General features: G+C 56.6%; 11 protein-coding genes. 5 read left to right on the top strand and 6 right to left on the bottom strand.

The features are described 5' to 3' along the window. Window position 1 precedes the first annotated feature (1 nt). On the top strand, window positions 2-1,234 hold the full coding sequence (locus BW956_RS00675) for a molybdopterin molybdotransferase MoeA (RefSeq protein ID WP_076460051.1): 1,233 nt from the start codon (window positions 2-4) through the stop codon (window positions 1,232-1,234). Window positions 1,235-1,328: 94 nt separating this feature from the next. Here BW956_RS00675 and BW956_RS00680 read toward each other — a convergent pair whose 3' ends face one another. Then, window positions 1,329-2,141: an AraC family transcriptional regulator gene (locus BW956_RS00680; protein ID WP_076460052.1), complete on the bottom strand. Its 813-nt coding sequence runs from the start codon at window positions 2,139-2,141 to the stop codon at window positions 1,329-1,331. A gap of 161 nt (window positions 2,142-2,302) precedes the next feature. On the opposite strand from BW956_RS00680, the gene lhpI reads away from it, so the two are divergent. From lhpI to BW956_RS00695, 3 genes are all read left to right on the top strand, one after another. Further along, complete coding sequence (gene lhpI, locus BW956_RS00685) at window positions 2,303-3,262, top strand: bifunctional Delta(1)-pyrroline-2-carboxylate/Delta(1)-piperideine-2-carboxylate reductase (RefSeq protein WP_076460054.1); 960 nt, start codon at window positions 2,303-2,305, stop codon at window positions 3,260-3,262. Between the two features lie 93 nt (window positions 3,263-3,355). After that, window positions 3,356-4,855 (top strand): Na+/H+ antiporter NhaC, encoded by a 1,500-nt coding sequence (gene nhaC, locus BW956_RS00690; RefSeq protein WP_076460055.1) that lies wholly within the window; start codon window positions 3,356-3,358, stop codon window positions 4,853-4,855. Then, a complete protein-coding gene (locus BW956_RS00695) occupies window positions 4,852-6,096 on the top strand; it encodes an NAD(P)/FAD-dependent oxidoreductase (protein WP_076460057.1) in 1,245 nt (414 codons plus the stop codon). The genes nhaC and BW956_RS00695 overlap by 4 nt, the downstream gene beginning before the upstream one ends. Before the next feature lie 87 nt (window positions 6,097-6,183). On the opposite strand, the gene BW956_RS00700 is transcribed toward BW956_RS00695, so the two are convergent. The 3 genes from BW956_RS00700 to BW956_RS00710 are packed head-to-tail and all read right to left on the bottom strand — an operon-like array spanning window position 6,184 to window position 8,750. Beyond that, entirely contained in the window at window positions 6,184-7,200 is a 1,017-nt protein-coding gene (locus BW956_RS00700) for a zinc-binding alcohol dehydrogenase family protein (RefSeq protein WP_076461247.1), read from the bottom strand. A 38-nt stretch (window positions 7,201-7,238) separates the two neighbouring features. Beyond that, window positions 7,239-8,330, bottom strand: coding sequence for an alkene reductase (locus BW956_RS00705; RefSeq protein WP_076460058.1), 1,092 nt, complete (start codon window positions 8,328-8,330; stop codon window positions 7,239-7,241). Window positions 8,331-8,333: 3 nt separating this feature from the next. Continuing rightward, window positions 8,334-8,750: a VOC family protein gene (locus BW956_RS00710; RefSeq protein WP_076460060.1), complete on the bottom strand. Its 417-nt coding sequence runs from the start codon at window positions 8,748-8,750 to the stop codon at window positions 8,334-8,336. 108 nt (window positions 8,751-8,858) lie between these two features. Here BW956_RS00710 and BW956_RS00715 point away from each other — a divergent pair, with 108 nt between their 5' ends. After that, window positions 8,859-9,764, top strand: coding sequence for a LysR family transcriptional regulator (locus tag BW956_RS00715; RefSeq protein WP_083702881.1), 906 nt, complete (start codon window positions 8,859-8,861; stop codon window positions 9,762-9,764). Between the two features lies 1 nt (window position 9,765). On the opposite strand, the gene BW956_RS00720 is transcribed toward BW956_RS00715, so the two are convergent. Together BW956_RS00720 and gdhA are read right to left on the bottom strand one after the other, a co-directional pair. Beyond that, window positions 9,766-10,245, bottom strand: a complete 480-nt coding sequence (locus tag BW956_RS00720; protein ID WP_010321692.1) for a phosphate-starvation-inducible PsiE family protein — start codon at window positions 10,243-10,245, stop codon at window positions 9,766-9,768. 320 nt (window positions 10,246-10,565) lie between these two features. Beyond that, complete coding sequence (gene gdhA, locus BW956_RS00725) at window positions 10,566-11,918, bottom strand: NADP-specific glutamate dehydrogenase (protein ID WP_076460063.1); 1,353 nt, start codon at window positions 11,916-11,918, stop codon at window positions 10,566-10,568. Between the last annotated feature and the right edge of the window lie 229 nt (window positions 11,919-12,147).

Raw genomic sequence — 12,147 nt, forward strand, 5'->3', positions numbered from 1 at the left:
CGTGACAGCAAGCAAAGACCCCTGCTCTCAGCCTGGTCTGATTCCCCTGCAGCAAGCACGTGAACACCTGCTTGAGCAGGTTAGCTGCCGCCTGGAATCCGAACTCTGTGACCTGCTGAACGCCAATAACCGCATTTTGGCCAGTGACCATATCGCCGCTGTCAACGTACCGCCCACGGACAACAGCGCCATGGATGGCTACGCCCTGCGTACCGCCGATACCGCTGCCGACGCGCCCACCGAGATGCCGGTCAGCCAGCGTATTCCGGCTGGACAGGCGCCAGCGCCCCTACAGCCGGGTACCGCTGCACGCATTTTCACCGGCGCGTCCATTCCGCCGGGCGCTGATGCAGTTGTGATGCAGGAGCAGGTAGAGCTCAAAGGTGACAATGTCGAACTGCCCGCCGGTATCAAACCGGGCCAGAATATCCGTGCCTGCGGCCAGGACATCACTCAGGGTGAAGCTCTGCTGAGCGCAGGTGTTCGGCTAGACCCGCGCTCTATCGGAGTGTTGGCGTCTGTCGGTGCAGAGTCAGTCAACGTCTACCGCCCGCTGCGCGTCGGTGTAATGTCGACAGGTGATGAATTGGTCGAGCCCGGCACCCCGCTGCAACCGGGACAGATTTACAACTCCAACCGCTTCCTGCTGCTGACGTTGATTCGTCAACTGGGCATGGAACCGGTTGACCTGGGCACCATTCCGGACGAGCCCGCCGCGACGCATGCGGCCTTGAAACAGGCTTCCGAAACTGCCGACGTTATTCTCACCACCGGTGGGGTTTCGGTGGGTGAAGAGGACCATGTAAAGAATGCTATCGATGCACTCGGGCACCTGGATATGTGGCGTTTGAACCTGAAACCCGGCAAGCCCTTTGCGGCCGGTCAGGTACAATCCACACCGCTGTATGGCCTGCCCGGGAACCCGGGTGCCGTGGTGGTAACCTTTGCCCTGCTGGTTCGCTCCTGCCTGATGAAAGCTCAGGGCGCAGCCGAGTATGAAGTCAAAACACGTAAGGTCCGTGCCGGTTTTGACCGCACACGCACGAACAGCCGCGAAGAATATCTACGTGTATCGGTGGGCGACAATGGCGATGTGCTGCTGAGTGAAAACCAGAGTTCAGGCGTGTTGTCAGCCTTCATGCGTACCGACGGCCTGCTGCGTGTCCCGTCCAACACAGCCATTTCACAGGGCGACCTGATGGAATTTATCGACTTCAAGGACGTAATCTATTAAGTCGACTCGACACTAAATTGGTGTCGGCTCAGATGAGCCTGTCAGGAGGCCAATTCCTGCAGGCTTATCGCCTTTCAATCAATATCCGCTCACTTCACACCTTTACGAATCTTGCCCTGAACTCACTGGGTGAACAGCCACTGTGACGTCGAAATGCACGGGTAAAGCTGGCCGTATCGGCAAAACCAAGGTCGAGCGCCACCGCCCCGATCAGTTTACTTCCCTGCGACAACCAGTACTCCGCCCACTTCATGCGCCTGTCCATCAGGTACTGCTGCGGGGTTTTGGCAAACTCGCGACGACACCACTCATGAAAACAGCTGCGGCTCATGTTAAAGACAACAGCCAACTCATCATTGGATGGCGGTGAGGCAAGCCGGCTATCAATGAAACGGTCCAGGCTGGCTGGTCCGGCTGAACCGATGGGGCTGCTGACCGGCTCCTGGTCCGGGCGGGCCTGACACATGCTGCGAATCTGCGCCAGCAGCATCATGGCCCACTGTCGGGACAAAAGATCGTACTGGGGGCTGGTACTCGGCAAGGCGGAAAGTTGGCCGGCAGCATACTCGGTCAGGGCACGCACATCCGGCGACAGCGACAGAAAACCGGGCTGATGAAACATCTGCTCGCACAGCGACTCGCTCCCCTGAGGGCACAACAGGTCCAGCCCGGGGTCCTCCAGGTTAAGATCGATCACCAGCATCTCGCTGAAATCCTGCCGTCCGGCAAAGTAATGCGCCTCATCCCCCGGCACCACTGCCACATCCCCCGGGCCAACGCCCAGGCCACCCGACTGGAATTCACAATGCGTCTCGCCCCGCCAGCCCAATAACAGCTGGGGAAAGGAATGGGAATGCTCTCCTGATGAACGGGCTATCAGGTTTCGCCTTAAGTGTGTTGCGTGCATGGGTCTGACCCTGTGCCGGTTTAAGGGCTCCTTTTTGATGGTAGCCGGAGTCTCAAACAACAACGCTGGAGGCTGGAACAATGCCAACCGGGAGCAGCTGCTTACACTGACCAACACGGATCAGATCTTGATTACAAAAACTACCTTTCCTGGAGCGAAGAATGTATCTCACCGCCGAACAAGTCAATCAGTGTCTGCCCTGGCCCAGTCTCATCGACGCGCTGGATGCAGCCTTCACTCAAGCCATCGAAGTGCCGCCACGCCACCACCACCACATGCCGGTAGCAGGCGACCCTGAAGCGACGCTGCTGCTGATGCCTGCCTGGATTGAAAACCAGTATCTGGGCGTTAAACAGGTCAACGTATTTCCCGGCAATAACGCCCGCAAAATGCCGGGCCTGACCAGTCACTACCTGCTCAGCTGCGGCCAAACCGGTCGTCATCTGGCACAAATGGAAGGCAACTCCCTCACGGCCCGACGTACTGCCGCAGCATCGGCTCTGGCATCCCGCTACCTGTCTCGCCCGGATGCCGAAACGCTGTTGATGGTCGGTTCAGGTCGCATGGCCCGCAGCCTGATTCCGGCTCATCTTGCGGTCAGGGATATCAAGCGCATCCGTATGTGGGGCGTAGACCAGAACTCGGTCGCGGCCTGCATCGAAGAGTTTGCTCAGGAAGATATTCAGGTTGAAGCCGTTCCCTTTGAACAGTTACGGGATGCTGTTGCCACGGCCGATATTGTCAGCTGCGCCACGCTGTCGCCGGAGCCGCTGATTCGCGGCGAATGGCTCACACCGGGCACTCACCTCGATTTTGTCGGCAGCTTCACGCCCCACATGCGCGAAGCGGATGACGAGGTCATGCGACGCGGCGAGGTCTTTATCGACACACCCGCAGCCCTTCACGAAACCGGCGATTTGATCGATCCGATTCAATCCGGTGCACTCCAGGCCAGCGATATCCAGGCGGACTTTCAGGATCTCTGCAACGGCCGTCACTCAGGCCGTCGCGCTCTGGATAACGCCGAAGCTGCCATTACGGTGTTCAAGTCTGTGGGGACCTCACAGGAAGACCTGGCGGCAGCCATCCTGGCCTACCAGCAGGCCAGCCAGCAAAGCTGATACACCGATCACCGCCCCCAACGATGCTCTAGAGCCGCCTAAAGGGTCAGGCTTCAGATCACTAAAATAACAAGGCACCCTGAGGGTTTTCCCATGTACGATGACACTCCCCGCATCCCCATGCCCAGCCTTCCCATCGCGCTGACACCGGTCATTCTCACGATCGCTCTGCTGGCTCTGCAGATTTTCTACTATGACGATTTCACGCCACATATTCCTCTGGCCATAGGCTTTGGTATCACCGCACTGGTCGGCTGGGCACAGGGGTATCGCTGGTCTGACATTGAAAAAGGCGCCTTCCATGTTCTGCACGTGGCCATGCCATCCATCGCCACTTTGATCATTGTTGGCATGCTGGTGGGTACCTGGCTTGCCAGCGGTACTGTGCCCTTGCTGATCTACCTCGGACTGGAGCTGATTAACCCCACCTGGTTCCTGGCCGCCTCCATGCTGATGTGTTCTCTGGTGTCACTGTCTATCGGTTCTTCCTGGACAACCGTCGGCACCGTCGGCCTGGCCCTGGTCGGGATTGGCAATGCTTTTGATGTACCCATCTACTGGACCGCAGGAGCCGTGGCCTCCGGCGCCTTTTTTGGCGACAAGATTTCGCCACTGTCCGACACCACCAACCTGGCCCCTGCTGTCACTGAAACCAATATTTTCGAACATATCCGCAACATGATGCCGACCACTATCCCGGCCATGTTGATTGCACTGGCGGTGTATTTTTTCTTCGGCAGTGCCGGGGACAGCTCGGCCGAGTCCCTGCAACGCATTGACATGATCAAGGAAGGCTTGTCCGCCAACTTCAATTTCGGCTTCTGGCAGGCCTTCCCCTTGCTGGTTGTCATTTTGATGGCATTCAAGCGCATCGCTCCCATACCCGCTCTCTTTACCGGCACCGTTATCGGTGCGCTCGTCGCCATTTTCACTCAGGGCGCCAGCGTCCATGATGTCCTGACCTTTGCCCACGCCGGCTACAGCATCGAAACCGGCGGCGAAGCACTGGACAGCCTGCTGAACCGGGGTGGTGTATCGTCCATGACCTGGGTTGTTACCCTGATGATGTTTGCCCTGGCCTTTGGCGGTGCGCTGGAGCGTACCCGCTGCCTGGAGTCCATCGTGGCTGCGATCATGAAGCGCCTGTCCGGTTTTCGCGGACTGCAGACCAGCGCCATTCTGACCTCGATAGCGACCAATGTGGTGTCCGGCGATGTTTACCTGTCGATCGCCCTGCCCGGTCGCATGTACAAACCCGCCTACGACCGTCTGGGCTACTCCCGCCTGAACCTGTCACGCGCCATTGAGGAAGGCGGTACTCTGGTGTCTCCCCTCGTACCCTGGAATGCCGGTGGTGCCTTTGTCATGGGTGCGCTGGGCCTGAGTGTAACCAGCACAGACATGTCGGCACTGCTCTACATTCCGCTGGCCTTTGCCTGCTGGCTGTCACCCCTGTTTGGTATTCTCTATGCACAGCTGGGCTGGTTTTCCAAACGCGCCGAAACAAACGCCCAGGCACCCGAAAACACCTCTTCCGGTTCGTTCGGCCATACTGCAGGCATGACGGGCACGCCATTGGAGGCTGAAAAATGAAAGAGTACGGCCGACAAAGCGCTATCGTGATCGGTGCGGGTGTGGTGGGTGTCACCACCGCCCTGGCACTGCAGGACAAGGGGTTTGCCGTCACCTTGCTGGACCGTCAGCCCCCGGGTGAAGGGGCTTCGTTTGGCAATGCTGGCTTCCTCGCCACCGAGTTGAACGATCCTCTTTCAACACCTGAAAACCTGAAGAATGCTCCCCGACTTTGGCTGGACCCACATGGCCCCGTTGCCCTGCCTCCCAGTTACTGGCACCGCAGCCTGCCCTGGCTGATGCGGTTCATGAAAGCGGCCAAACCTGAGCAGGTTGAACGCAGCCAACAGGGGCTGAACGCTCTTAACCGCGCCGCCGTGGGCGCATGGCGCAGGTTGATAGAAGGGACAGAACTACATTCGATGCTGCGTGCGGCCGGATACCTGTTGGTATGGGAATCAAATGACCTGACGGCTGCAAAGCAGCATGCAGAACAACTGGAACACTGGCAGATAGAAACCCGGCTGTTACAGGGTGATGCCGTACAGGCACATGAGCCGGGACTGAGTAGCGCGGTTCACCATGCGCTGCTGTTCCCCGATTCCTGGCAGGTCAGCGACCCTTATGAGTTGGTAATGGGCCTGTTCCAGCGGTTCTGTCGCCAGGGAGGAGTATTCACTCAAGCCTCTGTACAACGCATTGACCCTGCCGCTGGCACGGTGGTCACGGCTACCGGCACTCTGGAAGCTGACCATCTTGTTTTGTGTGCAGGTGCCTGGAGCCACAAGTTGCTGGCCCAGACCGGCATCCACATCCCGCTGGAAGCCGAACGTGGTTACCACCTCACGCTGCCAAATGCAGGCGAGGCGCTACGTCAGCCAGTTGGCTCCGCCGAGCGCCGCTTTGTAATGACACCCATGAGCTGCGGCCTGCGCATTGTCGGCTTCACCGAGTTGGGAGGGCTCAACAAGGCACCTCTGCCTCAGCGGTTTGATTCTCTGCATCACCACACCGGCGCTCTGCTCAGGGATACATCGCCGCTTGAATCCCCCCACGAAACCTGGATGGGACACCGGCCAACGCTGCCAGACTCCCTGCCCGTTATTGGTCGCCACCCCGCTTATCCCCGGCTGTTTGCCGCCTTCGGCCATCAGCACCTGGGACTCACTCAGGCAGCCATTACCGCGGAAGTGGTGGCGGCCAATCTGTCAGGTGAAAGCTGTGGCATTGCCCTGGACCCATATCGAATGGAACGCTTCTGAGTAAGCACACTGCTCAAAACGAAAAAGCCTGGCAAACACCAGGCTTTTCCATTGTCAGCGAGTTAATGCGCCTCAGGGAGGTACCGGTTACTCAAACCCCTCCAGCACAATCTTGCCAATCGTGCTACCCGTCTCCAACTGCTCATGCGCCTGTCTCAGGTTAGCCGCATTGATAGCGCCAGCATGCAGACCCAGCGTGCTCTTCAAAACGCCTTGATCGATGAGCTGCGCTACCTGATTCAGCAAAGCTTGCTGGGCACTCATATCATCCGTCTCGTACATGGAACGGGTAAACATAAACTCCCAGTGTAGGGACAGGCATTTGCTTTTCAGGGCCCGCACATTCAATGCTTCAGGGTCATCAATCAGACCGAACTGCCCCTGGGGCTTAAGGGCCTTCACTATCTCATCCAGATGCGCTTCGGTTTGATTCAGACTGACAACATGATCGACTTCACCCAGCCCAAACGCCTGAACCTGCTCACTCAAGGACTCTTTGTGACTGATAACATGATGTGCTCCCAGCTCTTCCAGCCAGGCTTTGCTTTCGGGCCGAGACGCCGTCGCGATCACCGTCAGGTTTGTCAGCTGACGGGCCAACTGAACCAGAATGGAGCCCACGCCACCGGCAGCGCCGATCACCAGCAGTTTTTCGCCTTCGTGGGCTGATCCTTGCTGGATATTCAATCGGTCAAACAGCATCTCCCATGCGGTAATGGCCGTGAGAGGCAGCGCAGCGGCAGCTGCAAAATCCAATGACTCCGGTTTACGCCCCACAATACGTTCGTCAACCAGCTGATATTCGGCATTGCTGCCCTGACGTGTCAGATCGCCGGCATACCAGACCTTATCACCGGGTTTGTAATCCGTGACATCTTCCCCCACCGCCTTGACGATACCGGCTGCATCCCAGCCCAGTACTTTCCATGCATTTGCCTCAGGCTCAACATTCGCGCGGATCTTGGTGTCCACCGGGTTAACGGCGATAGCCTTCACTTCGACCAACAGATCCTGCCCTTTGGGTTCCGGAGTCGGCAGTTCAATATCGTTAAGCGCTGCCATGTCCTGAGCCGGGAGCGACTTTTGGTACCCGATCGCTTTCATTGTCTGTGTCATCGTTTACTCCTGTTTAGTCTCGTGATTCAAAGCGCAGGGTGTGCGGGATAAGTGGTGTAGCCTTGTGCATCACCACCAAAAAGGGTTTCAGCGGAAAAGCTGGCCAGAGGCAGTGACTGGCTCAGACGCTCGGGCAAATCAGGGTTCGCAATGAAAGGACGGCCAAAGGCCACCAGATCAGCCAGACCTTCATTTATGATCTGGTTCGCACGCTCCTTGTTATATTTGCCAGCCACAATCAGGGTGCCTTGATACACCTGACGCAGCGCCTGCCGGAAATCTGCGGGTATTTCCGGGGCATCGTCCCAGTCAGCTTCAGCCAGATGCAGATAGCCGATACCCATTGCTTCCATCTGCTTTGCCGCATGCAAAATTGTGGGAATGATGTCCGGGCAATTCATGCCACGGGCCGTAATGTAAGGCGCCAGACGCACACCGGTTTTGGCGGCACCCACTTCATTTGCCACAGCAGTAGCAACCTCAATCAGAAAGCGAATCCGGTTGTCACGATTACCGCCATAAGCATCTGTGCGTGTATTGGAGGTGGTGCGCAGGAACTGATCAATCAGGTAGCCATTGGCAGCATGGATCTCGACGCCATCAAAACCGGCTTCCACTGCATTGCGCGCGGCCAGACGATAATCCTCGATCACTCCCTGAATTTCGCCGGTTTCCAGGGCACGGGGAGTGGGACAAGCCACCATGCTCCCAACGCCCTGCTCATCGGCCATCCAGATACTGGCTTCAGGGTTGATGGCTGACGGCGCCACCGGCAAGGCACCTTGATGAAAATCAGGATGTGACATGCGCCCTACATGCCAGAGCTGCAGGTAGATCGTTCCTCCTTTGGCATGGACGGCATCTGTAACTTCACGCCAGCCTGCAACCTGCTCGGCACTGTGGATTCCGGGTGTAAAGCTGTACCCCTGCCCTTGAGGTGATATCTGGGTTGCTTCAGCAATGATCAGGCCGGCACTGGCGCGCTGGGCGTAATACCCCGCCATGAGTGCATTGGGAATGTTGCCTGGTTGAGTACTGCGGGCACGTGTCATCGGTGCCATGACAATTCGGTTTTGCAGATCCTTACCTGACAACGCGTATTGTGAAAAAAGGCTCATGGATTACTCCTTGATTAAATCTGTGGTGTCGATGGCACGCCCTTCCCGGCTATCCGGCACATCCAGCTCGAGTAACAGAGAGTCCGAGAAGCGGATAAAAACCTGGGCTATTGCCTGTTCGGGCACGCGCGCCAGCTGATAGGGCAATTGCAACGTCTGGATATGCTGCAACAGAACTCGCAGCGGCATTTCGGAGCGAAACGCAATGTGATTCAGCTCAACCTCTTCGCCGTCGGGACGATGAATGGCATGCAGTACGGGGCTATCTTCCTGATAAAACCAGTTACCGGAGAAAGCAAAGGGTGGCCGGTAGCCATCAAACAGACCTAAAAGCCTGGCGAGTGCAGCCAGTGCCGGCGCACGGGTGTTACTGACGACACTGATATGGTCGAAATGCCATTTCGAGACTGAAAGAGACATACCTGCTCCTGATCCACGTGGGCGTGTAAAAGACAGGAGCAGCTTATTTGACCTTTTAAATTTGAAAAACTAGCCTTACAAACAAACTCTTTCAAAATAAATTTGAATATGCGTTCGCTTCAGGATCTGAGAATATTTATCGAAACTGCCCGTCAGGGCAGCCTGTCGGGCGCTGCCAGACAGATGGACTTATCACCCGCCGCCGCCAGTGCCGCCATCAAGCGACTGGAAGCCGAGATAGGCGTGCCACTGTTTATCCGTTCCACCCGCCACTTGCGTATGACTCATCAGGGCGAAACCTTTCTTGGCCATTGCCAACAGGCACTGCAATTGCTCGAAGATGGCTGCCAGGCGGTACAGACAGGCCAAACGGTGATTCAGGATGTACTGCAGCTCTCAATGCCGTCTGATGTAGGGCGCAACCTGTTATTGGACTGGCTGGATGAGTTTCTCGACAAGCACCCGCGCATCGATCTGCGCATTCAACTCTCGGACCGTTTGGCCAATGTGTACCGCCAGCCGGTCGATATCGCCCTGCGGTACGGCGAGCCACCAGACTCCAGCCTCATCGCTGTTCCACTGCTGCCGGATAACAGGCGTGTTCTCTGTGCCTCACCTGAGTATGTGCAAGCGTTTGGCGTCCCCCTGAATCCCTATGAGCTGGAACAACACAACTGCCTGTGTTTCATGCTTGGCGAAGACGTACATGGCCGCTGGCACTTTTGGCAGAGCGGACAGGAGATATCCGTGAAAGTCAGGGGAAATCGTGTCGCCGATGACGGCGAGGCGGTGAAACGTTGGGCGCTTGCCGGAAAAGGCATTGCCTACAAATCCAGGCTCGATGTGATTGAAGAGCTGCGTGATGGGCGCCTGGTGCCCTTGTGCGAAGACTGGGAAACCGAACGGACACCATTCAACCTGATCTGTGCCGACCGGCGCCAGTTCAGCCCGGCGGTTCAGGCACTGAGGGAGTTCTTATTCTCCCGGCTCGATCAGTATCTTCATGAGGCTTGAGCTAATGCTCGGAAGGACTCGAGCGCCGGCTTTCAGCCAACACCATGAAACCATAACTGAGTCCCACAGCGAGCACTACAGCGGCTAGCGAGAAAACTTCTGAGGCATCCAGCTTGCCAAAGTCCAGCACGATCACTTTTCGCGCCACCGCCATCAAAGCCGTTGCGAGCACCAATTTGACCGGTATTTCTGCGCTGCTGAGATATATTCGGATATTGACGAAGATCTCAATCGCCACCAATACGGCGAGAAAAGCTGCAAAGGTCTCAAAAATATCGCTGATGTTTAGCAAAAACACAGGCGGCGCAGTCAGGCGCTGGTAAAGCACATACAACACATCCCCTATCCCCAGAAAAATCACGATCACCATCAAAATGGCCAGCAGCTTTACCGCAAAGCGAATCGCATAGTGACTGGCTCGAATGATCGGATCCGGCTCGTTCAGTGGCAGCTCGATATGTGAATGTGAGTCCCGCTTCATACATCAACCCTCAGGTTAAGCACCGGGTAGCCAATCCAACGTCTGAATTTGCTGTTGGCACCTGTAAGTGAAAGAGCCGTTCCAACACGCTCTGATTAACTAAAGCACAAATATGGAAAATATGTTCTGAGCACCTGCCAGCGGATGAAAACATAGACTGCTGAGGGGTCAAAAGGCGGTTACATATTCTGTGTACGTGAAATATGAATGAGCAGACCGATCAATACCTCTGCCTTTCCTCTCGTGGGTTGGTTCCTGAAAAGAAAAGACCCGCAAACAGCGGGTCTTGGATGATTGCGTATTGCAGAAACCAGCCGGGGTTACACCACGCCCTGCTCCAGCATTGCGTCTGCCACACGACGGAAGCCCGCCACATTGGCGCCCAGCACCAGGTTGTAGGGCTGATCGAACTCTTTCGCGGTTTCGCTGCAGCGGGTATGAATATCGGCCATGATCGCCTGCAGCTGCTGATCGACCTGCTCAAAGGTCCAGCGCTGCATGCTGGCATTCTGGCTCATTTCCAGCTGACTGGTTGCGACACCGCCGGCATTGGCCGCTTTGCCCGGCCCATACAGAATGCGGTTGCTGATAAACAGCTCAACCGCTTCAGGCGTAGACGGCATGTTGGCCCCTTCACTGACACAACGGCAATCGTTGTTCAGCAAGGCATGTGCGTCGGCTTCGGTCAGTTCATTTTGCGTGGCACAGGGGAAAGCCGCATCCGCTTTGAAACGCCAGACCGCATGGCCATCTTCCGGGTACGCGTCTACCGGAATGAACTCGGCCTGCGGGAATTCATTCAGATACTCGCGCAGGGAAACACGTCGCGTCTCCTTGAGCGTTTTCAGGGTTGCCAGATCAATGCCTTCGCTGTGATAGAGGGTACCGCTTGAGTCTGAACAGGTGACCGGGCGGGCACCCAGCTGATACAGTTTTTCAATGGTGTAGGTTGCTACATTTCCGGCACCCGATACCAGACAGGTTTTGCCATCCAGGCTGTCGCCCTGTGCCTTGAGCATGTTCTGGGCGAAGTAGACACAACCATAGCCGGTTGCTTCCTTACGCACCAAAGAGCCGCCCCACAGGAGCCCCTTCCCTGTCAGCACACCCTCGTAACGGCCCGTCAGTCGCTTGTACTGACCAAACATGTAGCCGATTTCGCGGGCGCCAACGCCGATATCACCCGCCGGAACATCGGTATTCGGCCCGATATGACGGTACAGCTCATTCATGTAGGACTGGCAAAACCGCATGATTTCCTGGTCGGAACGCCCCTTGGGATCAAAGTTGGCGCCGCCCTTGCCACCACCAATCGGCAGACCGGTCAGTGCGTTTTTGAAGATCTGCTCAAAGCCCAGAAACTTGATAATGCCGGCATTCACCGAGGGGTGGAAACGCAAGCCGCCCTTGTAAGGGCCCAGTGTGGAATTGAACTCAACGCGATACCCTTTGTTGACCCGTACCTTGCCCTGGTCATCAACCCAGGGCACGCGGAACATGATCTGGCGCTCAGGCTCAACCATGCGCTCAATAATGGAATTGTCACTATAGTGGGGGTTCTGATCCAGCACCGGCTCCAGTGACTCCAGAACCTCTTCAACCGCTTGATAGAACTCGGTCTGCGCAGGACTGGAGGCCATCAGGCCAGTGATGGTGTCATGAATATAGGACATCAAGTACCTCGGAAACTGTGGGGGATGTTAGCCAGAGCACTAGAGTGCAGGCGGATCTGAGCCGCTGCATTCAGGTTGGAGTCAGGATAGTTGGTAACTCTGGGGTGCTCTGACGGGATAAAGCGGCGGTAATAATAAAGCACTAAATTAGTGCACACAATGCAGCTAAAGGCATAAATATTTGCGACTGATGGCTATCGGTGCGCGATTGAGAGCCCCCGTAACACCC

Origin of the sequence: Marinobacterium stanieri (assembly GCF_900155945.1) — a bacterium.
Taxonomy (GTDB): Bacteria; Pseudomonadota; Gammaproteobacteria; order Pseudomonadales; family Balneatricaceae; genus Marinobacterium; species Marinobacterium stanieri.